Consider the following 23,119-nt stretch of genomic DNA (forward strand, 5'->3'; position numbering starts at 1 on the left):
CGATGCCGTCTGTCGTCCAGTCTGACGTGCCGTCGCGGCGCGCTCAGCCCTGGGTCCGGAAGACCAGGCTGGAGTGCCCGACGCGGACGACGTCGCCGTCGGTCAGCTGGCACGACTGGACCGGCGAGTTGTTCACCGTGGTGCCGTTGGTCGAGCCCAGGTCGTTCAGGGTCGCGACCTGGCCGTCCCAGGTGACCTCCAGGTGCCGCCGGGAGACCCCGGTGTCGGGCAGCCGGAAGTTGGAGTCCTGACCGCGCCCGATGACGTGGGTGCCCTCGGTCAGCTGGTAGTTGCGGTTCGATCCGTCGTCCAGGATCAGCATCGCGCTCAGCTGCTGCGGGGCGCCCCAGCCACCCTGGGCCGGGTAGCCGCCGTCGTAGCCCTGGTCGTAGCCGCCCTGCTGCGGGTAGCCGGGCTGCTGGCCGTACCCCGGCTGGCCGTAACCGCCGTCGTAGCCCTGGTCGTAGCCGCCCTGCTGCGGGTAGCCCGGCTGGGCATAGCCCTGGGGCTGGCCGTAACCGCCCTGGGGCTGGCCGTAGCCGTCGTAGCCCTGCTCGTAGCCCTGCTGCGGGTAGCCGGGCTGCTGCTGCTGCGGGTAGCCGCCGCCGTAACCCTGGTTCGGGTCGCCGTAACCGCCCTGGTTCGGGTCCGCATACCCACCCTGGTTCGGGTCCGCGTAGCCGCCCTGGGGCGGGTAGCCGCCCTGCTGCGGGTAGCCGGGCTGGCCGTACTGGTCGTACCCGCCCTGCTGCTGGCCGTACTGCCCGCCACCCTGCTGCTGGTACTGGTCGTACCCCTGCTGCGGGGGCTGGCCGTAGCCGCCCTGCTGGCCGTACTGGTCGTACCCGCCCTGCTGCTGGCCGTACTGGCCGCCGCCCTGCTGACCCTGCTCCTGGTCGTACCCCGGAGGCGCGTAGGTCTGCTGGCCGTATCCGCCGGGTGCGCCCCGGTCGTATCCGTACTGCCCGTTGTCCTCGGGGTGGCCCGGTTGCTGGCTCATGGGTGCTTCTCCTGCGGTGCGTGCTCTGGTGGCGGCCCGACGGGAAGCATCGGGGTCGACAGCGGAGCGGGTGCGGAACTGTCCCGTGTGCAGCGCCTCGGAGCGCTCCAGAAAGACTACGACCTCACCGTAGGTGTCCCATCCCTGGTCGGTGAGTTCTTTCGCCACGTGCGACGACAGGGATCGGACGACCCCGTCCTCGTCGCCAGCCATCCGGTCGAGATCGCTGGGGCTGAGCAGCACCGTGAACCGGTTGGGTGCCAGCAGGCGACCCCCGGCGAGCTGCTCGACGTTGTCCTCGGCTTCCCTCAGCAGCGCCTGTGCGACTTCCTGTGGGACGACGCTGCCTCCGAAGACCCGCGCGAACGCATCGCCCACGAACCCCTGAAGACGGCGCTCGAAGCGATCCACGCGGCCCAAATGATCTCCTCCGTCGGCATCGGCGTGTCGGTGATGTCTCGCCGATCGTATCTGTGCTAACCGGGGGACCCGGCGGCGCCCGACCGTACCGGCCCGGCGAGTGCTCGCGTCCCCTTCTCCGATGTACCCGCGATCGTTGTTCCGCGCATCCGGGGACCCCCCTGCACGGGCCCTCCGGGCGGGGTGCTAACTTTTTCTCGTCGCTCGGGGCGAGTGGCGGAATGGCAGACGCGCACGGTTCAGGTCCGTGTGTCCGAAAGGACGTGAGGGTTCAACTCCCTCCTCGCCCACACTTTCACCTCCTGCCCGTGGATCTTCCTCCACGGCGCGTATTTCTTCCATCACGCGATCGAGGATCGTCGTCACCCTTCGCGGGGCGATCGATCGCATCGGTCGCGGAACGTGTTCGGTCGTGTGCTCCCGGTCAGCAGATTCCGGGGTCGACCTGCCCCGCCGGGCCACCGTGCACAGTGGTCGCGAACGCGCCGCGGGCAGCGATCCCGCCGAGCGCGCCCACCCCGCCGAGCGCGCCCACCCCGCCGAGCGCGCTGATCCTGCCGAGCGCGCCCACCCCGCCGAGCGCGCTGATCCTGCCGAGCGCGCCCACCCCGCCGAGCGCGCTGATCCTGCCGAGCGCGCCGATCCCGCTGAGCGCGCTGGGCTTGCCGATCCCGCCGAGCCTGCCGATCCCGCCGATCCCACTGAGCCTGCCGATCCCGCTGATCAGGCGTCCCGCAGCGCCGGGCGGTCCGGATGATCGGCCATCACCAGCACGTCGGCGTACCCGCCGGGATCTCCCTCGTCGTCGTAGCGGGTGTAGGCGGCGGCCGTCCACTCGTCCTCGGGATCCAGCCGTCGTTCCAGGGCCGCCCGGCCCATCCGCAGGTGCACGGTGAGCTCCGCGGGCAGGCCGCGACCGAGCAGCCGCCCACCGGCCAGCAGGACGACGCCGCCCGGCCCCAGCGGCACCGGGTCCTCGCGGAACGCGCGGTCCCGCAGCCGATCACGCAGCCGGGGCAGCACCCGGCCCGTGCCGTCCGGGCCGCCGGGCCCGAGCACCTCGCGGCGCAGCGCCGGCTCGTCCAGCCAGCCGTCCAGGAACATGGCGGCGTCGGTGCGGCCGTGCTCGAGCCGGACCGACGCCGGGCGCAGGAAGTCGTCGGCGTCGACGGCGAGCGCGTCGCGCCCCCGGGTGCGCAGCAGCTCGGCGACCGCGTGGGCCAGCGGTAGCGGACCGGCCGGTGGCGGGCCGTCGACCAGCACCCGCAGCCGTCCGGCCTGATCGGTGATCCGGTCCGCCAGATGCCCGGCGAGCCCGGCCCGGTCCACCGGGCGGAAACCACCCGCCACTCGCCCTCCCGGTCGCTGGTGCCGATCCGTCCCGGCCGCGAGACTAGGCGGGTGGTGTCCGACAGCTCCACCGCGGCCGGGATGGCGTTGCGCCGTGCGCTACGGGTCATGGAGGCCGTCGCGGAAGCCGGCGACGGGGTGACCGCCAAGGCGTTGGCCCGGCGCCTGGAGCTGCCGCTGCCGACGACCTACCGGTTGCTCGGGACGCTGGTCGAGGAGGAGTACCTGGTCCGGCTGCACGCGGTCCGCGGCTACGGGCTGGGCTACCGGGTGGTCGGGCTGTACCGCGGCATCACCGACCGGATCGTGCCGCCCGCTCCGGCCAGGGAGATCCTCGCCGAGCTGCACACCGGGATCGGGGCCGCGGCGGTGTTGACCGTGCTGCGGTCCGACGACGTCGTGGTCGCGCACACCGAGACCTGCGCCGCCCATCCCGGCCCCGGCGCGATGCCGGGTGAGCCGCTGCCCGCGCACGCGACCGCGCCGGGCAAGGCGCTGCTCGCCGGGCTCGAGCCGGGCAGGCTCGCGGAGGTGCTCGGTCCGGGGCCGCTCGCCCCGCTGACCCCGCACACCCTGGTCGACCGCAGATTGCTCGACCGGGAGCTGCTGCGGGTGCGCTCGGCCGGTGTCGCGGTCGAGGTGGAGGAGCACGCCCGCGGCCGCGCCGGACTCGCGGTGGCGGTGCCGGGGGAGCGGGTCGCGGCGCTGGCGGTGCTGGTCAGCAGGGCGGACTTCGCGGGCCGGCGCTGGGAGCTGGAGCAGGCGGTGCGCGAGGCGGCCGGTCGGCTCGCCCGGCACCTCCTCCCGGGGCCGGGGATCGCGGCGTCCGGCTGAGCCGTCACTCCGTCGACCGGGCTTCCATATTCCGGAAGTCGGGTCGGCGGGCATGCGCACCCGGCGATACGTTCGCGGGCATGACGGAGACAGCGCAGTCCTCGCAGGCATCCACCACCGACGACACCGCGCCGTTCCGAGCCGACCACGTCGGCAGCCTGCTCCGCCCGCCGGAGCTGCTGGCGGCGCGCGAGCAGCACGCCGCCGGAACGCTCGACGCCGCCGGGCTGCGCGCCGTCGAGGACGCGGCGATCACCGACGTGGTCGCCCTGCAGGAATCGGTCGGGCTGCGGTCGGCGACCGACGGCGAGTTCCGCCGCACGTCCTGGCACATGGACTTCATCTACGCGCTCGGCGGGATCACCAAGACCGACGGCCGGGTCGAGGTGAAGATGCGCAACTCGGCGGGCCAGAACAACTTCACCTCGGCCGGGATGGCCGTCGACGGCCGGGTGCACCTCGCCGAGCCGATCTTCGCGACCGCGTTCGACTACCTCGCGTCGCAGGTCACGGCGGCCACGCCGAAGCTCACCATCCCGTCGCCGAGCATGGTCTACGCCCGCGGCGGGCGGGCCGTGATCGACCAGGACGTCTACCCCGGGAACGACGGGATCGAGGCCTTCTGGGCGGACCTGTCGGCCGCCTACGCCGACCAGCTGACCGCGGTCTACCAGCGCGGCTGCCGCTACCTGCAGCTCGACGACACCGCGCTGGCCTACCTCAACGACCCGAACCACCGCGCCGAACTCGCCGAGAAGGGCGACGACCCGGAGACCCAGCACCTGCGCTACATCCGCCAGATCAACGCCGCGATCGCCGACCGGCCGGCCGACCTGAAGATCACCACGCACATGTGCCGGGGGAACTACCGGTCGTCCTGGGCGGCGGAGGGTGGCTACGACCACGTCGCCGAGGCGCTGTTCGGTGAGCTGGCCGTGGACGGCTTCTTCTGCGAGTTCGACGACGAGCGCTCCGGCGGCTTCGAGCCGCTGCGCTTCGTCCCGCCGGGAAAGAAGGTGGTGCTCGGGCTGGTCACCACCAAGTCCGGTGACCTGGAGGACGCGGGCGAGCTCAAGCAGCGGATCGAGCAGGCGGCGAAGTACGTCCCGCTGGAGCAGCTCTGCCTGTCCCCGCAGTGCGGGTTCTCCTCCACCGTCGAGGGCAACGCGCTCACCGTGGACGACCAGAAGCGCAAGCTGGAGCTGATCGTCTCGGTGGCCGAGGACGTCTGGGGGCGCTGATCCCCGGCCGCTGTCGGTGGGCCGGGCCATACTCCGGTCATGGCCTACGACGAAGGGCTCGCCGCCCGGATCCGCGCCGGTCTTGCCGCCGAGCCCCGGGTGGCCGAGCGGCGGATGTTCGGGGGGCTCGCGTTCCTGGTCGGCGGGCACATGGCGGTGGCCGTCGTCGGCGACGGCGGGCTGATGCTGCGGGTCGATCCGGAGCGCTCCGGCGAGCTGCTGGGCAGGCCCCGGGCGTCGCGGATGGTGATGAACGGCCGCGAGCTCGCGGGCTGGCTGCGGGTGGTCGGCGAGCCCGATCCGGACGACCTGGACGGCCCCGAACTCGCGGGCTGGCTGGCCGAGGGCGTCGCGTTCGTGCGCGGGCTCCCGCCGAAATGACGCCCGGCCGGGCTCAGCCGTCTGTGCCCCCGCCCCCGCCCGGCTCGACCAGCCCGGACTCGTAGGCGAACACGACGGCCTGCACCCGGTCGCGCAGGCCGAGCTTGCCGAAGATGCGCGTCAGGTGCGTTTTCACCGTCGCCTCGCTGACGAACAGGGCGAGCCCGACCTCGGCGTTCGAGCGGCCGCGGGCGACCAGCCGCAGCACGTCGGTCTCCCGGTCGGTGAGCGCGGCGAGCCGCTCGCGCGCGGCGTCCACGGCGCCGGTGCGGGCGACGAACCGCTCGATGAGCCGCCGGGTTGGGGCCGGTGCGAGCAGCGCCTCACCGGCCGCCACGGTGCGGACGGCCTCGGCGATCCGGTCCGGCGGGGCGTCCTTGAGCAGGAACCCGTCGGCGCCGGCGCGCAGCGCCCGGTAGACGTACTCGTCGAGGTCGAACGTCGTCAGCACCAGTACGCGCGGGGCCCGGCCGGGGGCCGACCGCAGCCGCCGGGTCGCCTCGATCCCGTCCAGGACCGGCATCCGCACGTCCATCAGTACGACGTCCGGGGCCAGCCGGGCCGCCTCGGCCAGCCCGGCCGCGCCGTCCGCCGCCTCGCCGACGACCTCGATGCCGTCCCGGGCGCCGAGCATCCCGGCCAGGCCGGACCGGATGAGCTCGTGGTCGTCGACCAGCAGCACACGGACCGGGGCGCTCACGGCGCGGCCGCCGTCGTCGAGCGCGGGAGCCGCGCGCAGACGGTGAAGCCGCCGTCGTCGTCCGGACCGGCCCGCAACGTCCCGCCGAACACCCGCACCCGTTCGGCCATCCCGGGCAGGCCGCGGCCGGTCGTCCCGGTCCCGCCGGACACCGGATCGGGCCGGCCGCCCGGTCCGTTGCGGATCTCGATCCCGATGGCGTCGTGGCCGTGGTCGAGCAGCACCGTGACGGCGCCCCCGGGCGCGTGCCGCCGTGCGTTGGTGAGCGACTCCTGCACCACTCGGTACGCGGCCAGGTCCACCGCGGGCGGCAGCGGTGCGGCGTCCCCGGTCTCGCGCAGCGTCACCGGCGTTCCCGCGTTCCGGGTGGCGGCCACCAGGTCGCCGATCCGGCCGGTGCCGGGCAGCGGCGCGAGGTCCTCGCGGGCCTCGTCGTAGGGGTCGAGGACCTCCAGCATCCGCCGCATCTCGACCATCGCCTGACGCGCGCCGTCCCGGGCGTGGCCGATGTGCAGGCGGGCGCGCTCCGGATCGGTGCCGACCAGGTCCTCCGCGGCGCCGGCCTGCACGGCGACGACCGAGACGGCGTGCGCGACGACGTCGTGCAGCTCCCGCGCGATCGCCGCCCGCTCCCGGGCCACGGCCTCCTGCGCGGCGGTGGCGGCCTCCCGTTCCGCGGCGTCGGCCAGCGCGCTCGCCCGTGCCCGGTCCTGTTCGGCGCGGACCAGGTCCTCGGCCCGGCGGCGCAGCAACCGGCCCGCGGTCCACGCGCCCGCGACGAAGAAGACCGCGACGGCGAACTGCGGTCCGACCGTCTCGGTGTAGTAGCCGAACAGCTGGACGACGAGGACGGTGGCCGTCGCGGCCATCCCGCCGGCCACCGACACCGCGGTCCGGCGCACCCACAGGCCGCAGGCGAACGTCAGCAGCAGCACGGTCGGGAACGGCATCGCCCCGGCCGGTGGGGCGCCGGCGAGCAGCGCGTCCACCAGGAACGTCCCGAGCAGGAAGGCCAGCGACGGCAGCGGGGCCACCCGCATCCACAGCGTCGGCAGCGACCAGGCCGCCGCCAGGGCCAGCGCGAGCGGCAGCGGGCGGGGCGCGGCGACCGCCTCGAGCACGGCCCACAGCAGCAGGCCCGCGGTCACCAGGAACTCGCTGCGCCGGGGCCCGGCCGGCGGGCGCGCGAGCGCGGTGACGGGGTCCACCGGCTCACCGTAGGGCGGTCCGGGCCCGCCGTCGTCCATCTCAGGTCGTACCGGGACGCTGTCGGTCCTGGGGTCGTGCCGGGCCCGCTGCTGTCGTCCTGGGTCGTGCCGGGCGCGCTGCCGTCCTCCTCAGGTCGTACCGGGCATCGCCGCGCGGTGGACCCGGCCGCGGCCCGCGGCCGACGCCGGCGCCCCGGGCGGCGGCACAGGCTCGTGGTCGTCCGCGGCGCCGGGTGCGGCGCCGCCCGATCGAGGGGAACCGCCCATGACCACCGCCACCGTCCCGCCACCCCGCACCGTCGGCCGGTCGCTCGTCGTCACCGCGGCGACGGCGGCCGTCGCCGAAGCGGTCGTCGGTGTGCTGCAGCTGACCCGGAGCGACTCGGGTGCCGGGGTGCACGACGCCCGGGTGCACGCGGTGCTCACCCTGTTCGCGCTGGCCCTGCTCGCCGCCGCCCCGCTGTGGTGGCGGCTCGGCGTGCTGACCGGCGCGCGCTGGGCGGGCGGAACGCTCGTCGCGGGCAACCTGCTGCTCGCGTTCGGCACGACCGTCTCGAACGTCAACGGCTCGGACCCGGCGTTCTTCGGGCCGCTCGCGGTGGTCGCCAACGCGGCGGTGCTGGTCGGCCTGCTCGGGCTGGCGATCGCGGCCCGGCGCGGGCGGACGCTGCCGGGCCCGCTCGCGCTGCTGCTGCCGGTCTACCTGATCGGGCTGGTCCCGCTGTCCCAGCTCGGCGGGAACCTGCTGCGCGGCGCGGTGCTGGCGGCCGTGCTCCTGGCCCTGTCGACGGCAGCGGGCCGCTTGTCGACGGCGGCCGGCCGCTGAGGCCCGCTACGGTCCGACCGTGACCGAGACCACCGCGTCCCCCCTGTACGAGCGCGTCCTGGCCGGGGCCGCGCCCGGCGCCCGGTTGCTCGACGTCGGCTGCGGCGCGGGAGAGCTGGCGGCGGCGGCGCTCGCGGCCGGGCTGACCGTGTCCGGCGTGGACGTCGAGCGCGCTGCGCTGGCGATGGCGGAGCGGGCTGCACCGGCCGCGGACCTGCGCCCCGGCGACGCGCACGAGCTCCCGTTCGACGACGACGCGTTCGACCTGGTCACCCTGGTCCAGGTGCTGGAGCACCTGACGAACCCGGTGCTCGCACTGCGCGAGGCCGGCCGGGTGTGCCTCCCGGGTGGCGCCGTGCGGGTGTCGGTGTGGGGCACCCCCGACGAGTGCGACGCCGCGGTGATCGGCGCGGCACTGGCCCCGCTGACCTCGGCCGCCCCCGCGCCGCGGCAGGACCCGCCGCGGGCCGCGGTGCCGGGCGGGGTCCCGGATGCGGGCCCGGTGCCGTCCGGCGCCGCCGCGAGCGCCCGCCCGGGAGCCGGCCGCAGCGGGACGGGGGCACCGCCGCTGACCGACCCGGAACGGCTGGCGAAGCTCGCAGGTCTGGCCGGGCTGGTCGTGCGGGAGATCGCCGTCGTCCGGGTGCCGACCGACCATCCCGATCCGGACGACCTGGTCGCCGGGGTGCTGGCGTCGGGTCCGGGCAGGCACGCCGCCCGCTCGGCCGGACCGGGCGCCGTGCGCGAGGCGCTGCTGGCCGCCCTGGAGCCGTTCCGGGTGGGGGAGGGCTACCGGCTGGTCGACACCGTCCGGGTGCTCGACGCCGTCCCCGGCTGAGTCCGACCCCGGGCCCAGCGCCCCTCCGGGTCCAACTCCACTCCGGGCCCAGCGCCACGTTGCCCGCACCGGCTTGCTGTTGCGGCTCGCCGCGCGGCTCCACGGCCGGCTGCCGGCGACAACGCCCGGCTGCCGGCGACAACGCCCGGCTGCCGGCGACATCGCCCGGTCCAAGATCCCCGTTCCGGGAGTGTGGAGTGCTCGATCCGGCACCTGCACTCCCGAAACAGGGATCATGGTCGCCGCGAGCCGCGAGCCGCGAGCCGCGAGCCGCGAGCCGCGAGCCGCGAAGCGGGAAGCGCGAAGCGGGAGGCCGGCCTCGGGGCCGGCACGAACCATCGAGGGCGCCCACTCCGGGCACACACGTGGGCCGTGCCCTCGGCGGCGAGGCACGGCCCACGTGGTTCGCGGTCCCGGCAGGGTCCGGTTCCGCTTCCGCTCAGCTCCCGGCGGCTGCCGGGGCCCGATCCGTGTACCGGATCTTGAGCAGCGACTTGCAGTACTCCCCGTTGGTCTCGATCCCGACCCGCTGCAGCCGCGCCCGGCGCAGGTGGAGCGGGACCTGTTCGACCGTCACCGGTGACCCGTCGGAGTGCACCAGCAGTGGGGCGTCGTCGGCGGCCGGGAGACCGATCGTCTCCCGGCGACGGCGCATCCGGATGAGCTCGTCGGTGTCCGCCTCGGTCCCGGCGAGCTCGCCGAGCGTGAGCGCGGCCAGCTCCTCCGGGGTCCGGCCGGCGTCGACCAGCGGCCGGGCCACCCGGTCCTGACCGGCCAGTGCGGCCTTGGCCAGGAACGTGTGGCGCAGTTCGTCGAGCTCGGCGGCGGCCTCGCCGTTGATCGAGCCCTCGAACGCCTTCACGAACCCGGCGTGCGCCGCGACCCCGCCGTTGATCTCGTCGGAGGCGTGGTGGTCCGCCAGCGTCACCTGCGCCCTGCTCACTCCGGGAACGGCCGTCACCGCGTCGTAGGCGTCGGCGACCATCAGGAACGAGAAGTTCGGCGCACAGAAGAACGTCGGCAGCCGGAGCCCGACGGTCACGACGCTGCCGCCGTGACCGTCGGGCGAGACGGTCCAGGACTCGACGAAGTCGAGATCCGTGATGGGCTCGTCCAACTCGGGATCGAGCACCGTCCCCAGCGCGGACCACACGGCCTGCCGGTCGACGGTGCTCGTCGCGCCGTCGAGGTGATCAGCAGGTCCGCCGGCCATTACGCCTGAGCCCCGGCCTTGTTGTCGACGAGCTCCTCGCCCGGCGCCATCGCCTCGTCGGCCGAGGTGTCCGGAAGCCCCAGCCCGGCGGGCACCGGGATGTCGTAGAGCTTCGCGGCGTTGAGGCCGAGGATCTTCTTCTTGCTCTCGGTGGTGAGCCGCGGGTAGTCGGCGAACTGGTCGTCGTCGGGCATCTGCCAGTCGACGAGGCCCTCGACCTGCCACTTCGGCGTCCAGATGTTGTAGTCGCCGCCGAAGGTCATCTTGTCCTCGCCGACCCAGAAGAGCAGCTCGCCCATCACCTTGGCGAAGAACTTCGGGCGGGCGTGCATCAGGCCGCCGACGACGACCGACAGGCCGGCGTAGACGTTCGGCTCCTGCACCGCCATGAAGCAGAAGTCCTCGATACGCGGCAGGCCCACGTGCTCGACGATGAAGTTGAGGCCCTGGAAGTCGGTCGCGGCGTGGTCGACGTCGGCGATGTCGAACGCGTCCTTGTCCAGCGGCCAGATCGTCGGGCCCTTGTGCACGTGCACGTTCTTGATGCCGAGCTCCTGCGCGGCCTCCAGGAACCGGTACGCCTCGGGATCGGTCAGCTTGAAGCCGCGGGAGTCGCCGTTCCACTCCGCGGTGTAGAGCTTCACGCCCTTGAGGTTGAACTTCTCCGCGTCCGCCTCGAGCTGCTTCAGGCCCGCGTCGCCCTCGCGCGGGTCGAACCGGCCGTTGACGATGACCCGGTCACCGAACCGCTCGAGCAGCGCCGAGTTCTGCTCGGTGGTGTTGAAGCCCTTCGTGTACCACTCCTTGAGGTACGTCGACTGGAAGATCGCGTAGTCGACGTGGCCCTCGACGAACATGTCCCGCTCGAAGTCGTCGATCGAGACCTTGAGGTACTTCTCCCAGTCCCAGTGGGTCTCGGGCGGGCCCAGCTGGTGGTAGCCGTAGAAGCAGTCGATCCAGCCCTTGGCGTACTGCTCGCGACCCTCGCGCCAGTTCTCCCGGGAGGCGTCCCAGAAGTGGCAGTGGGAGTCGACGACGAAGTACTTCTCGCCATCCTTCTCGTACATGGTTCCTCCTGCGCCGGCGTTGCCGCCGTTCGGTGGTGGTCAGGAAAGACGTCCGTCTTGTACGTACGTGTGATCAGGGATCTAGGGGACGAGGATCGCCCGGCCGCGGACCTTGCCCGCGTCCAGGTCGTGCAGTGCCTCGATCGCCTGGTCGAGCGAGTACTGCACGGTGTGCAGGGTGACCTTTCCGGCCTGGGCCAGGACCATCAGCTCGGCGAGGTCGTTGTAGGTACCGACGATGTTGCCGATCACGTTCTTCTCACCCGCGACGAAGTCGAGGGTGGGGGCCTTGAACTCGCCGCCGTAGCCGAGGACGAAGTTGTAGCCCGCCGGACCGGTCATCGCCCAGGCGTCGAGCTCGGCGCCCTCCTCGGCGACGAAGTCGAAGGTGACGGTCGAGCCGCCGCCGGTGAGCTCCTGGACGGCCTCGACGTGGTTGCCGTCGGCGACCACGGTCTCGTCGGCGCCGATCTTGCGGGCCAGCTCCAGTGCTGCCGGGTTCTTGTCCACCACGATGATCTTCGTGGCGGTCAGTGCGGCGAGCGCCTGGATGCCGATGTGGCCCAGCCCGCCAGCGCCCTGCACCACGGCCGTGGTGCCCGGGTACAGGAACGGCACCGCCTTGCGCACCGCGTGGTAGGCCGTGATGCCCGCGTCGGCGAGCGCCGCCACGTCGGCCGGGTTGGTGTTCGGGTCGAGCTTCACGCAGGCCCTGGCGGAGGTGCGCAGGTACTCGGCCATGCCGCCGTCGTTGCTCGACAGGCCGGGGAAGAACGCCCCGCCGGTGCACTGCATGTCGCGCCCGGACCGGCAGGCGAGACAGAGCCCGCAGGACGGCTGGGGGTGCAGGATGACGGTGTCGCCGACCTTCACGTTGGTGACGGCGTCACCGACGGCGTGCACCCAGCCGGCGTTCTCGTGGCCGATCACGTAGGGCAGGTCGGGGTTCTGGATGTCGGCCCAGTCGCCGTTGACGATGTGCAGGTCGGTGCGGCAGACACCGGCTCCGCCGATCTTCACGATGACGTCCAGGGGGCCCTGGATCTTCGGTTCGGCGATGTCGTCGATCTGGGGGTCCTGCTTGTACGCGTGCACCCGCACGGCTTTCACTCGGGTACCTCCTGGGTCGGACGCGCGTCGGACGCGTGTCGGTGTGGTGGGACTCGCGGCGTTCTGCTGTGGCTCGGTGACTGCGGTCGGGTGACCGCGATCGCTGTGCCACCCGTCACAGCGATCAGAACGCCGTCGCGGACGACGGACAAGAGGGTCCCTTCTCGCTCTTCGAGAATTAAGACAAAACGGGCCACTTTCGGAGATGGTTACCGGTGAGTAGCCTGCGGGCATGGCAGACGACGTGAGCTGGGTGGCCGACGCGATGAACCAGGCCGTCCCGTGGGTGTCCACGGCCGGGATCACCTTCGGCGAGATCAGCACCGATCGGGTGGAGGCGTTCCTCCCCGACCGTCCGGACCAGCACAATCACGTCGGCGGACCGCACGCCGCCGTGATGTTCGGGCTCGGTGAGACGGCGTCCGGTGCGGTCGGGCTGGCGGCCTTCGCGTCGGCAGGCGACCGGGCGGTCCCGTTGGTCGTCCGGTCCGAGATCCGCTACCTCAAGCTCGCCAAGGGCGACCTGCGCGCCGAGGCGGTGCTGACCCGCCCGGCAGGCGAGGTTCTGGCGGAGCTCGACGCCGGGAGCCGGCCGGAGTTCAACGTCGACGTCACGATCACCGATCCGAACGGTGTGCAGACCGGCGCGATGACGATCGTCTGGACGCTCAAGCCGCACCGGTAGCGCCGTGCGGTTAGCGTCGTCGGGTATGGACGTCGCCATCGCCGGAGGACACGGACAGATCGCACTGCGGCTGTCCACCCTGCTCGCCGGGCAGGGACACACCGTGCGCTCGATCGTGCGCAATCCCGACCACCTCGACGACGTGCGCGCCACCGGGGCGAGCGGCGTGCTCGCCGACCTGGAGTCGGCCACCGCAGCCGAACTCGCCGAGCACCTCACCGGGGCGGATGCGGTCGTGTTCGCCGCCGGTGCCGGGCCGGGCAGCACCGCGGCCCGCAAGGAGACCGTCGACCGGGACGGCGCCACCCTGCTCGCCGACGCGGCCGCCACCGCCGGGATCCGCCGGTACCTGCTGGTCTCCGCGACCGGGGTGGACGCCGAACCGGATCCGGCCCGCGGCGAGGTGTGGGCCGCCTACCTGCGCGCGAAGAAGGCCGCCGAACAGGCGGTGCGGGCCGACCGCAGGCTGGACGCCACGATCCTGCGCCCGCACCTGCTCACCGACGACCCGGGCACCGGGAAGGTGCAGCTGGTCGTGCCGCCGCTGGACCGGGGCGAGATCACCCGCGACGACACCGCCGCCGTGCTGGCCGCGCTGCTCACCGCGGATCACACGATCGGGTCGACCCTGGAGCTGCACTCGGGTGAGATCACGGTGGCCGACGCGGTGGCGGCACTCGGCGGGTGAGAATCCCGGCCCGAGCGGGAATGCTGGGGCCATGAGCGAGCACGAGTACGACGTCGTCGTGGTCGGGGCGGGCCCGGCCGGGGAGAACGCTGCCGGATACGCCGTCGACGCCGGCCTGTCCGCCGCCCTGGTCGAGGACGAGCTGATCGGTGGCGAGTGCTCCTACTGGGCGTGCATCCCGTCGAAGGCGTTGCTGCGCACCCCGCAGGCGGTCGCCGACGCGCGCCGGCTGCCGGGGGTGACCGCCGAGTTCGATCCGGCCGCGGTGCTGGACCGGCGGACCTACTTCACCGGTGGCTGGGACGACTCCGGCCAGGCGGAGTGGGCTCGCGGCGCCGGCGCGGCGGTGCTGCGCGGCCGTGGCCGGCTCACCGGGGAGCGGACCGTGCAGGTCACCGGGCACGACGGGGTGATCACCACGGTCACCGCCCGTCGCGCCGTCGTCCTCGCGACCGGCAGTGTCCCGGCCACCCCGGCGGTCGACGGGCTCGACACGGTGTCGTTCTGGGGATCCCGCGAGGCGACCTCGGCCAAGGAGATCCCGGCCCGGCTCGGGGTGCTCGGCGGCGGGGTCGTCGGCTGCGAGCTGGCGCTGGCGTTCGCCCGGCTCGGCTCGCGGGTCACGTTGTTCCAGCACGGCGCCCGGGTGTTGCCGAACGCCGAGCCGGTCGCCTCGGAGCTGCTCGCCGACGGGCTGCGCCGGGCGGGCGTCGACCTGCGGACGGGCACCGGACTGGACTCGGTCGAACCGGCCGGGGACACCGGCGGAGCGCTCCGGCTGCACGGCGGAGGTGAGGTGGTCGAGGTGGACCGGCTGCTGGTGGCGACGGGCCGGCGTCCGGCGTCCGGCGACCTTGGCCTGGACTCCGTCGGGGTGCGCACCACCGCCCGCGGTGCCGTGCCGGTCGACGAGACGGGGTTGGTCGAAGGCGGCGGCGACTGGCTCTACGCGGTCGGCGACCTCAACGGCCGCGCGGCGCTCACCCACCAGGGCAAGTACCAGGCGCGGATCGCCGCGCACGCGATCGCCGCCCGTGCCGCCGGGCGTCCGCTCGACTCCGGCCCCTGGGGTGAGGACGCCGCCACCGCCGACCACCACGCCGTCCCACAGGTGGTGTTCACCGATCCCGAGGTGGCCTGGGTCGGCCGGACCGCCGACGCCGCCCGCACCGCAGGGCTGCCGGTCCGGGTGCTCGACATGGCGATCGCGGTGGCCGGGTCGTCGCTCACCGCGGACGGCTGGTCCGGCCGGGTCGTCGCCGTCGTCGACACCGAGCGGGAGGTGCTGGTCGGGCTGACGTTCGTCGGGCCGGGTGTGGCCGAGCTGCTGCACGCCGCGACCATCGCCGTGGTCGGCGAGGTGCCGCTGCGGCGGCTGTGGCACGCCGTCCCGGCGTTCCCGACCGTCAGCGAGGTCTGGCTGCGGCTGCTCGAGGCCTACCGCACGGGCTGAGCGGCGCTCAGGACCGCACGCCCAGGTGGTCCAGCAGCTCGACCTCGATCCGGTCCAGGTCGCGGGAGATCGTGCGGTACGCGGCCTTGCGGCGCGCGGCCGGCATGTTCTCCGCGGCCCGGACGGCGGCCGCGAGGTCGTGCAGCCGGGGCTCGGTGCCGTCGGCGAACCGCTTGGCCGCGGCGTCGGACTCGGTGGTGCCGTCGGCACGCAGCTCGGCGATGGTGCGCGAGATCCGGGACAGCCGCGCGTGCAGCCTGCCGCCCGGCCCGGAGTAGCCGCCCAGCTCGTCGGGGGAGACCCCGAGCTTGCGCGAGCGGTGGTCGTCGAGGCGGTGCCGCAGCGAGCCGGCGGCCGCCATCGCGTACGGCGCAAGCAGCGGCGCCAGCAGCTTGGCGATCCCGAGGTAGCGCTGGACCTTCTTGGCGTTCCACTCGCGGGCGATGCGCTCGCGCTCGGCCTCCTTGGCGGCCCGCGCCTCGCTCTTGAGGCGGCCCTTCTCCGCGGTGAGCGACGCCTTCGCCTCGGCCTTGCGGGCCTTCGCATCGGCCTTGGCCGCGGCCTTGGTGACCTTGCGGTCGGCCGAGCGGGCCTTCAGATCGGCCTCGCTGAGCAGGCCCTGCGCCGCGGAGGCGACCCGGTCGCCGCCCTTGCCGACGGCCCGGCGGGTGGTGCGGGCGGCCCGGCGGCCCGCCTTGTCGGCCCGGCGGCCTGCGGCCTCCGCCTTGCGCCTGGCCTTCGCGGCCTTGTGGTGCAGCTTCTCGGTCGCCCGGTCGGCCGTGTCCCGGGTGTAGCCGGCGGCCTCCTGGACCCACTCCGACGCGTCGACCGCCGCCTCCCTGGTCGCCGTGGCGGCCCGCTCGCCCGCGCTCGGCTTCCTGCGCAGCAGTCCCATGTCGTGTCCTCCAGGTCCCATCGACCGCACGTGATCGGCATTATCGTGGCCGCAGCCTAGGGCCCACGCCACCGGGCGCGCAGGCCCGACACCGGGGAGTGACCTGACCGGTGGCCGATCGGGACCCGTCGTAACTGTCGGGGGTGGTCTCTACCCTCGACGTCCGTGAGCACCTCGACCGGATCCCGTACCGCCCAGCGGGTCCTGCTCGACGCTGCGGCGTTGAGCGGATGCCGCCGTCGGGTGCACCTGGATCACGACCCGTCCGCGGCCGGGGCGCCGCGCGCGCTGCCCGATCCGGCGATCGAGCAGCGCCGGGCCGATGCGGCGGCGCACCGGGTCCGCATCGGCGAGCTGCTCGCCGAGGTGAGCGGGGCCGACTGGGCGAGCGCCTGGCCCGAGGGTGCGGCCGGGCCGGTGCCGGGCACCGACCGCGCGATCGGCTCGCGCGCCGACCGTGCCGCGCGCACCGCCGAGCTGGTCGCCGCCGGGGCGGCGATGATCTGGGGGGCCGTCCTCCCGCTCGACGGTGACCGCCGGGGCGGCGCCGAGCTGCTGGTCCGCGCGCCCGGCGGGGGGTACGTCCCGGTACTGGTGGTCCGCCGCCGGATCACCGATCCGGGTGCGGGTGCCCGCACCACCGCCGTCACCGATCCGTGGCCGCAGCGCGCCCGGCACGATCCGGACCGCAAGGTCCGTTCCCAGCCGCGCGACCTGCTCGCGCTCGCCCAGCTCACCCGGCTGCTCGAGGCGGCCGGCTGGGCCCCGCCGGAGTCGGCTCCCCGGCTCGGCGGGGTGATCGGGCTCGATGCCGACGTCGTCGTGTGGCACGACCTGCGGGCCGGCCACTGGCCGGGCGGGCGGCACACCCTCGACGAGTACGACGCCCGGTTCGCAGACCGGGCCGCGGTGGCCCGGTCGGCCGTCGCCGGTGGCCCCGCGCTCGCCGCGCCGTCCCGGATCACCGAGTGCCGCCGCTGCCCGTGGTGGCCGACCTGCGAGGCGGAGCTGACCGCGCGGGACGACGTCAGCCTGGTCGCGCACGGCGAGACCGCACGGTTGCTGCGCGAGGCCGGCGTGCCGACCGTCGCGGCACTGGCGGCGCTCGACCCGGCCGCGCCACCGCCCGCGCTCGCCGTCGCGCTGCCCGGGCCGCCCTTCACCGACCTGGTCGCGCTCGCCAGGGCCCGCGGCCAGGGGCTCGCGGTCGCCCGGCGGGTGCCCCGGGTGCCGGTACCGCGTGGCGACGTCGAGGTCGACATCGACATGGAGAGCTTCGGCGAGTCCGGTGCCTACCTGTGGGGGGTGCTGCTGTCCTATCCGGGCGGCCGGCGCGACGGCGACCCGGAGCCGGGATACCGGGCGTTCGCGACCTGGGAGCCGCTGCCCACCCCGGACGAAGGCCGCTCGTTCGGCGAGTTCTGGACCTGGCTGTCCGGGATCCGGGCGGCCGCGGCCGGATCGGGCCGGTCGTTCACCGCGTACTGCTACAACGAGCAGGCCGAGAACCGCTGGATGCTCTCCTCGGTGCAGCGGTTCGCCGGCACACCGGGCGTGCCGACCGAGCGCGAGGTGCGCGACTTCATCTCCGACCCGTGCTGGGTGGACCTCTACGGCGTCGTCTCCAGCTGGTTCCTGTGCGCGCACGGCAAGGGCTTGAAGAAGATCGCGCCGGCCGCCGGGTTCGGCTGGCGTGATCCGGAGGCCGGCGGCGAGAACTCGATGCGCTGGTACCGCGACGCCGTCGCGCTGGAGGGCGGCGAGCCCGATCCGGCGCAGCGGGAGCGGCTGCTCGGCTACAACACCGACGACGTGCTGGCCACGCAGGTGCTGCGGGAGTGGATGTCGTCGGACCGGGTGCTGGAGGTGCCCCTGGTGAGCGAGCTGGCACCGCCCGCCGTGTGAGGATGCGGGGGTGGCTCCCCGTACCTTCGACCGGATCGGCCCGCGCGGCGCGGTCAGCAGCACCCACCACCTCGGCACCGCGGCGGCGGCATCGGTGCTCGCCCGCGGCGGCAACGCCTTCGACGCCGCCGCGGCCTGCGGGTTCGTCCTGCAGGTGGTCGAACCGCACCTGTGCGGGCCGGGCGGCGAGCTGCCCGCGGTGTTCGTCACCGCGTCCGACCCGACCCCGACGGTGCTGTGCGCGCAGGGTGTCGCCCCGGCTGCGGCGACGCCCGAACGGCTGCGCGGCGAGGGATGCGAGATCGTCCCCGGCACCGGGCTGCTCCCGGCGACCGTGCCCGGCGCCTGGGACGGCTGGCTGACCCTGCTCCGCGACCACGGCACCTGGGAGCTCGCCGACGTGCTGGAACCGGCGCTGGGCTACGCCACGTCCGGGTTCCCGCTGCTCCCGCGCGTCCCGGAGGTGCTGTCCGCGGTCGCGGAGCACTTCACCACGCACTGGCCGGGCTCGGCCGCGACCTGGCTGCCCGAGGGCCGGATCCCCGGTCCGGGTGAGCTCGTGCGGCTGCCCGCGCTGGCCGCGACCTGGCGACGGCTGCTGGGCGAGGCGACCGGCCCGTCCCGCGAGGCGCGGATCGACGCCGCCCGCGACGCCTGGTACCGCGGTTTCGTCGCCGAGGAGATCGACCGGTTCGTGGCTGTCCCGGCCCGCGACGAGACCGGCCTCGACCACGCCGGTCTGCTGACCGCCGACGATCTGGCGTCGTGGTCGTCGCACTACGAGCCCGCGGTGCTCGCCGACGCCGGGAACGGCTGGTCGGTCGCCAAGTGCGGTCCCTGGTCGCAGGGCCCGGTGCTGCTGCAGCAGCTGCGGCTGCTGTCCGGCACGGACCTGGAGCTGCCCGGAGGGGTGGCCACCGCGGAGACCGTGCACGTCGCGGCCGAGGCGGCGAAGCTGGCCTTCGCCGACCGGGAGGCCTGGTACGGCGACTCGACGCCGGTCCCGCTCGACGAGCTGCTCTCCGACACCTACACCGATGCCCGGCGCGCGCTGATCGGACGGGTGTCCGACGGAGCACTGCGGCCCGGCGCACCGGGCGGCCGGGAACCCCGGATCGGGAGCTGGGCGGCGACCCCGGGAGCGGGCCGCTCGACCGGCACCGACGGTCCGGGTTCGGGCGAGCCGACGGTCAGCAGGCAGGGCGTGACCCGCGGGGACACCGTGCACGTCGACGTCGTCGACGCGGCCGGGAACATGATCTCGGTGACGCCGTCCGGCGGGTGGCTGCAGTCGTCGCCGACCGTGCCGTCGCTCGGTTTCTGCCTCGGTACCCGCGGCCAGATGTTCTGGCTGGAGGAGGGGCTGGCGAGCTCGCTGGCCCCCGGCAGGATGCCGCGGACCACGCTCAGCCCCTCGCTCGCCTTCCGCGACGGCGAGCCGGCGGCCGCGTTCGGCACCCCCGGCGGCGACCAGCAGGACCAGTGGCAGCTCTGCTTCCTGCTCGCGTTGATCCACGGCGAGCTGGATCTGCAGGCCGCGATCGACGCGCCGGCCTGGCACTCGACGGCGTTCCCCGGCTCGTTCGCACCCCGTGGCTGGGAGGCGCACGGCCTGGTCGTGGAGTCCCGGCTCGGCGCCGACACCCTCGCGGAGCTGTCGCGGCGCGGGCATCTCGTCGACGACGCCGGGCCCTGGGCTCTGGGCCGGATGTGCGCGGTGGGGCGCGGTGCGGTGCTGCCCGGCGGGGGAGGGGCGGGGGCGCTGCACGCCGCCGCCGATCCCCGGTCCGGGGTGGCGGCCGCGATCGCGCTGTAACCCGACCGCGCCGCCGGCCCGACCGCGCTGCCGCCCGCTTGCCCGCGCCGCCCGCTTACGCGGAAGCCGGCTGCGCGGCAGCCCGCCCCCCGCGCGGAACACCCGGCCGCGCCCGCCTCATGGGCCGCTCCCGGGATGGCCGCCGCTACCGGGCCCCCTCCGCCGGGCGCTCCCCGAGCTGCCGCCCGTCGCCGTTCCGCCCGTCGCCGTTCCGCCCGTCGCCGTTCCGCCCGTCGCCGTTCCGCGCGGCACCGTCGTCGAGCGGGAGCGGGAACGCCACGTCGGAGTGCGTGACCCGGCCCGCCTCCAGCGACACGACGGCCGCCACCGGCGGATACCCGCTCGTCGCGAGCGTGTAGCTGCCCGGAGTGAGCCCCTCGAACGTGAAGGTGCCGTCGCGGCCCGAGAGCCGGGACCCGACGACCGCACCGTCGGAGTCGATCAGGGTCGCGATCGCCTGTGCCACGGGCAGGCCGTCCGGTGCCGCGGTCACCCGGCCGGTCAGCCGGGAACGCTCGGGCAGCAGCAGGTCCTGGGTCACCGGCCCGCCGGCCGGGACGTCCACCCCGAGCGCCACCGGATCGACGCTCTCGCCGGCCGCCGCCAGCACGTAGTGCCCCGGTGGCACCGCGGTGAGGGAGAACCGGCCGGAGTCCGCGGACTCGGCCGCGGTGACGACGTCGCCGTCGTGGTCGATCAGCGAAACGGTGACCCGGGCGACCCCGGTGCCGGACGGGTCCAGCACGGTGCCCCGGATCCCGCCGCCGTCGGTCAGTCGCACGTCGTGCCGGACCTCCCCGGCGCCGCTCCCCCCAGCATCGATCCCCGCAGCGCCGATCCCCGTGACGCTGCTCCCCACGGGCCTGATCTCGACCGTCGAGGCGTGCGGCGGTCGTGTGCCGGCGGCGACGACGACCAGGTACCGGCCCGGACCGTCGACGGAGATCCGGTAGTTGCCGTCCTCGTCGGTCCGGGTCCGGCCGATCTGCTCGCCGGACAGTCGCAGCACGGTGACGGTGGCCGCGGCCGGATCGTCACCGGTGCCGTGCAGCACCCGGCCGGTGAGGGCCGGCGTGTCCGGTGAGTGCCGGGAGGTCCCGCCGGGCACCGGGATCGGGGCCGTCACCGGTCCGGCCGGCGCTGTCACCGGTCCGGCCGGTGCCGGAGCCGGTGCGACCGCGGAGACCTCGCCGGTGGGGACGGCGGCGGAGCCCGCCTCCGCCTCGGCCTCGGCGCGGGCCGCCTGCGCGCCCGACATCGTGCGCAGCGGCAGCTCCCGCAGGAAGAGCACCAGCACGAACGCCGCTGCTGCAACGGCACCGGCGATCAGGAATGCGAGCGTCATCGAGCTGGTGAAGCCCTCCTGGAAGGGCGCCGCCAGCCGCGGATCGATCTGCTGCAGGAACGACGAGTCGCTCAGCACCGCCGAGCTCAGCCCGCCCGGTTGCCCGCCGGTCAGCCCGTCGACGACGGCGCGGTTCGCCGGATCGGCCGTGACGGCCGGATCGGCGAGCGCGGACCGGAACGTCTCGGTGCCCAGCGCGGACCGGAGGGAGTCGCCGATCCGGTCCCCGGCGGTGGAGAACACCACGGACAGGAAGACCGCGGTGCCCAGCGTGCCGCCCATCTGCCGGAAGAACGTGACCGACGAGGTGGTGACGCCCATGTCCCGGGCGGGCATCGCGTTCTGCACCGCCAGTACGAGGGTCTGCATGCACAGGCCGAGGCCGAGACCGAGCAGCCCCATCGTCAGGTCGAGCTGCCAGATCGGGATCTGCGGGGTGACCGTCCGCCACAGCAGCAGCATCGCGATCGTGATCAGCGCGGTGCCAAGTACCGGGAAGATCTTGTAGCGGCCGGTGCGCGAGGTCAGCTGACCGGAGGCGATCGAGGCGACCATGATCCCGAGCATCAGCGGCAGCATCATCAGTCCGGCCTCGATCGGCGTCGCGCCGTGCACGATCTGCAGGAACTGCGGCAGCAGCGCGATCCCGCCGAACATCGCCATGCCGATCAGCAGGTTGATCACGCTGGACAGCGAGAAGATGCCGGTGCGGAACAGCCGCAGCGGCAGCAGTGCCGCGTCGCCGTAGGTTCGCTCGGCGAGCAGGAACAGGCCCAGCCCGACCAGACCGACGACGTAGAACACGATCGAGTTCGTCGACGTCCAGCCCCACTCCCGGCCCTGCTCGGCGACGATCAGCAGCGGCACCAGGCACAGGGTCAGCGCCAGCGCGCCCGGCCAGTCGATCCGGGCGGGCCGCGGCACGTGCGGGACGTTCAGCACGCGCTGCACGACGACCAGCGCGATCAGCCCGATCGGGACGTTGACCAGGAAGATCCATCGCCAGCCGTCGATCCCGAGAATGGTGTCCACGCCGGACAGCAGGCCGCCGATGACCGGCCCGATGACGCTGGACGTGCCGAACACGGCCAGGAAGAAGCCCTGGTAGCGGGCCCGTTCCCGGGGTGGGACGATGTCGCCCAGGATGGTCAGCGCCAGCGACATCAGGCCACCCGCGCCGAGCCCCTGCAGGGCGCGGAACGCGGCCAGCGAGTACATCGACCACGCCAGGGTGCAGGCGACCGAGCCGATCAGGAAGATCGTGATCGCGATCATGAACAGCGGCTTGCGGCCGAAGATGTCGGAGAGCTTGCCGTAGAGCGGTGTCGCGATCGTGCTGGTGATCAGGAACGCGGTGGTCGCCCATGCTTGCAGGGACAATCCCTGCAGGTCGTCGGCGATGGTGCGGATGGCGGTCGAGACGACCGTCTGGTCGAGTGCTGCCAGGAACATGCCCAGCAGCAGCCCACCGAGGACGGTGAGGATCTGGCGATGGGTCAGCTCCCCGTCCGCGCGGGACGCGGCGGCGGCTGTGGACATTCAGGACTCCCGTGCTTCGAAGGTCTGGTAGTCGTCGAGGAAGCGGCCGAGCAGATCGGTCAGGGCCGCGCGGTCGGGGGCGGCCCACTCGCCGAGCACCTCGGCGATGGCCCGGGCCCGGCGTCGTCGCTCGGTCTCGATCACGCGGAAGCCCTCGTCGGTCGCGGCGAGCAGGGATGCCCGGCCGTCGTCCGGATCGGCGCGCCGCTCCACCAGTCCGGCCTTCACCAGCGCGGTGACCTGGCGGCTGACGGTCGACGGATCGGAGTGCAGCGTCGCCGCGACCTCGCCGGCCCGTTGCGGCCCGCCGAATCGCAGATGGGCCAGCAGGTGGTAGCCGGCCATGTCGACGATCATCTCGGGGCGGTGCCGTTCGGCCGACCGCTTGACCTGCCGGGTCAGCAGGAACAGCTGGCGGACGACGGTGTCGGCGAGCGCCAGGTCGGGATCCTCCGGTTCCGGGGTGGTGACCGGGTCCCGGGAGGCGGGTGCGGTGGCGGCCATCGCAGCTCTCCACTTGCATGTATCACGCAACTAGTTGACCGGCGCAACTATGCGCTCGTGACGTTGCGCAATGCAACTCCGTGGAGGTGACCTGCGCCACG

General features: G+C 74.1%; 21 protein-coding genes and 1 tRNA gene. 11 read left to right on the plus strand and 11 right to left on the minus strand.

What is annotated here, in order from left to right:
* Positions 1-43: 43 nt before the first annotated feature.
* Complete coding sequence (locus Pdca_RS00355) at positions 44-1,420, minus strand: FHA domain-containing protein (protein ID WP_085914115.1); 1,377 nt, start codon at positions 1,418-1,420, stop codon at positions 44-46.
* A gap of 207 nt (positions 1,421-1,627) precedes the next feature.
* Here Pdca_RS00355 and Pdca_RS00360 point away from each other — a divergent pair.
* Positions 1,628-1,710 (plus strand) — tRNA-Leu (locus Pdca_RS00360).
* A 134-nt stretch (positions 1,711-1,844) separates the two neighbouring features.
* Here Pdca_RS00360 and Pdca_RS35230 read toward each other — a convergent pair.
* Together Pdca_RS35230 and Pdca_RS00365 are read right to left on the minus strand one after the other, a co-directional pair.
* Positions 1,845-2,027, minus strand: a complete 183-nt coding sequence (locus Pdca_RS35230; RefSeq protein ID WP_158092218.1) for a hypothetical protein — start codon at positions 2,025-2,027, stop codon at positions 1,845-1,847.
* Positions 2,028-2,143: 116 nt separating this feature from the next.
* Positions 2,144-2,770, minus strand: coding sequence for a nucleoside/nucleotide kinase family protein (locus tag Pdca_RS00365; RefSeq protein WP_085914116.1), 627 nt, complete (start codon positions 2,768-2,770; stop codon positions 2,144-2,146).
* A gap of 51 nt (positions 2,771-2,821) precedes the next feature.
* On the opposite strand from Pdca_RS00365, the gene Pdca_RS00370 reads away from it, so the two are divergent.
* The 3 genes from Pdca_RS00370 to Pdca_RS00380 all read left to right on the plus strand — a co-directional run bounded on the left by Pdca_RS00370 (position 2,822) and on the right by Pdca_RS00380 (position 5,226).
* The gene (locus Pdca_RS00370; protein ID WP_232021340.1) at positions 2,822-3,604 is read left to right on the plus strand and encodes an IclR family transcriptional regulator; all 783 of its coding nucleotides are present in this window, start codon (positions 2,822-2,824) and stop codon (positions 3,602-3,604) included.
* Between the two features lie 80 nt (positions 3,605-3,684).
* Positions 3,685-4,845 (plus strand): 5-methyltetrahydropteroyltriglutamate--homocysteine S-methyltransferase, encoded by a 1,161-nt coding sequence (locus Pdca_RS00375; protein WP_085914117.1) that lies wholly within the window; start codon positions 3,685-3,687, stop codon positions 4,843-4,845.
* A gap of 39 nt (positions 4,846-4,884) precedes the next feature.
* Positions 4,885-5,226: a TfoX/Sxy family protein gene (locus tag Pdca_RS00380; protein ID WP_085914118.1), complete on the plus strand. Its 342-nt coding sequence runs from the start codon at positions 4,885-4,887 to the stop codon at positions 5,224-5,226.
* A 13-nt stretch (positions 5,227-5,239) separates the two neighbouring features.
* Here Pdca_RS00380 and Pdca_RS00385 read toward each other — a convergent pair whose 3' ends face one another.
* Together Pdca_RS00385 and Pdca_RS00390 are read right to left on the minus strand one after the other, a co-directional pair.
* Entirely contained in the window at positions 5,240-5,926 is a 687-nt protein-coding gene (locus Pdca_RS00385) for a response regulator (RefSeq protein WP_085914119.1), read from the minus strand.
* Positions 5,923-7,134: a sensor histidine kinase gene (locus tag Pdca_RS00390; RefSeq protein ID WP_158092219.1), complete on the minus strand. Its 1,212-nt coding sequence runs from the start codon at positions 7,132-7,134 to the stop codon at positions 5,923-5,925. The genes Pdca_RS00385 and Pdca_RS00390 overlap by 4 nt, the downstream gene beginning before the upstream one ends.
* A gap of 265 nt (positions 7,135-7,399) precedes the next feature.
* On the opposite strand from Pdca_RS00390, the gene Pdca_RS00395 reads away from it, so the two are divergent.
* Both Pdca_RS00395 and Pdca_RS37410 read left to right on the plus strand, forming a co-directional pair.
* Entirely contained in the window at positions 7,400-7,960 is a 561-nt protein-coding gene (locus Pdca_RS00395; protein ID WP_085914121.1) for a hypothetical protein, read from the plus strand.
* 19 nt (positions 7,961-7,979) lie between these two features.
* Complete coding sequence (locus Pdca_RS37410; RefSeq protein ID WP_085914122.1) at positions 7,980-8,798, plus strand: class I SAM-dependent methyltransferase; 819 nt, start codon at positions 7,980-7,982, stop codon at positions 8,796-8,798.
* A gap of 439 nt (positions 8,799-9,237) precedes the next feature.
* Here the strand turns inward: Pdca_RS37410 and Pdca_RS00405 are convergent, their stop codons facing one another.
* The 3 genes from Pdca_RS00405 to Pdca_RS00415 all read right to left on the minus strand — a co-directional run bounded on the left by Pdca_RS00405 (position 9,238) and on the right by Pdca_RS00415 (position 12,188).
* On the minus strand, positions 9,238-10,011 hold the full coding sequence (locus tag Pdca_RS00405; protein ID WP_085914123.1) for an iron-sulfur cluster assembly protein: 774 nt from the start codon (positions 10,009-10,011) through the stop codon (positions 9,238-9,240).
* The gene (locus Pdca_RS00410) at positions 10,011-11,078 is read right to left on the minus strand and encodes an amidohydrolase family protein (protein WP_085914124.1); all 1,068 of its coding nucleotides are present in this window, start codon (positions 11,076-11,078) and stop codon (positions 10,011-10,013) included. The genes Pdca_RS00405 and Pdca_RS00410 overlap by 1 nt, the downstream gene beginning before the upstream one ends.
* 81 nt (positions 11,079-11,159) lie before the next feature.
* Positions 11,160-12,188, minus strand: a complete 1,029-nt coding sequence (locus Pdca_RS00415; RefSeq protein WP_085914125.1) for an NAD(P)-dependent alcohol dehydrogenase — start codon at positions 12,186-12,188, stop codon at positions 11,160-11,162.
* 232 nt (positions 12,189-12,420) lie between these two features.
* On the opposite strand from Pdca_RS00415, the gene Pdca_RS00420 reads away from it, so the two are divergent.
* From Pdca_RS00420 to Pdca_RS00430, 3 genes are read left to right on the plus strand one after another with little or no spacing between them, the layout of a single operon-like run.
* Positions 12,421-12,873, plus strand: coding sequence for a DUF4442 domain-containing protein (locus tag Pdca_RS00420; protein WP_085914126.1), 453 nt, complete (start codon positions 12,421-12,423; stop codon positions 12,871-12,873).
* A gap of 25 nt (positions 12,874-12,898) precedes the next feature.
* The gene (locus tag Pdca_RS00425) at positions 12,899-13,561 is read left to right on the plus strand and encodes an NAD(P)H-binding protein (RefSeq protein WP_085914127.1); all 663 of its coding nucleotides are present in this window, start codon (positions 12,899-12,901) and stop codon (positions 13,559-13,561) included.
* A gap of 31 nt (positions 13,562-13,592) precedes the next feature.
* Positions 13,593-15,014: a dihydrolipoyl dehydrogenase family protein gene (locus tag Pdca_RS00430; protein WP_085914128.1), complete on the plus strand. Its 1,422-nt coding sequence runs from the start codon at positions 13,593-13,595 to the stop codon at positions 15,012-15,014.
* Positions 15,015-15,021: 7 nt separating this feature from the next.
* Here Pdca_RS00430 and Pdca_RS00435 read toward each other — a convergent pair whose 3' ends face one another.
* Positions 15,022-15,909: a DUF6474 family protein gene (locus tag Pdca_RS00435; protein WP_085914129.1), complete on the minus strand. Its 888-nt coding sequence runs from the start codon at positions 15,907-15,909 to the stop codon at positions 15,022-15,024.
* A 165-nt stretch (positions 15,910-16,074) separates the two neighbouring features.
* Between Pdca_RS00435 and Pdca_RS00440 the strand changes: the two genes are divergently transcribed.
* Together Pdca_RS00440 and Pdca_RS00445 are read left to right on the plus strand one after the other, a co-directional pair.
* Complete coding sequence (locus Pdca_RS00440) at positions 16,075-17,814, plus strand: TM0106 family RecB-like putative nuclease (RefSeq protein WP_085914130.1); 1,740 nt, start codon at positions 16,075-16,077, stop codon at positions 17,812-17,814.
* A gap of 10 nt (positions 17,815-17,824) precedes the next feature.
* Positions 17,825-19,630, plus strand: a complete 1,806-nt coding sequence (locus Pdca_RS00445) for a gamma-glutamyltransferase family protein (protein ID WP_085914131.1) — start codon at positions 17,825-17,827, stop codon at positions 19,628-19,630.
* A 145-nt stretch (positions 19,631-19,775) separates the two neighbouring features.
* Here the strand turns inward: Pdca_RS00445 and Pdca_RS00450 are convergent, their stop codons facing one another.
* Both Pdca_RS00450 and Pdca_RS00455 read right to left on the minus strand, forming a co-directional pair.
* The gene (locus Pdca_RS00450; RefSeq protein ID WP_085914132.1) at positions 19,776-22,514 is read right to left on the minus strand and encodes an MFS transporter; all 2,739 of its coding nucleotides are present in this window, start codon (positions 22,512-22,514) and stop codon (positions 19,776-19,778) included.
* Complete coding sequence (locus Pdca_RS00455) at positions 22,515-23,018, minus strand: MarR family winged helix-turn-helix transcriptional regulator (protein WP_085914133.1); 504 nt, start codon at positions 23,016-23,018, stop codon at positions 22,515-22,517.
* Positions 23,019-23,119 lie beyond the last annotated feature (101 nt).

The organism is Pseudonocardia autotrophica (genome assembly GCF_003945385.1).
In the GTDB taxonomy this organism is placed as follows: Bacteria; Actinomycetota; Actinomycetes; order Mycobacteriales; family Pseudonocardiaceae; genus Pseudonocardia; species Pseudonocardia autotrophica.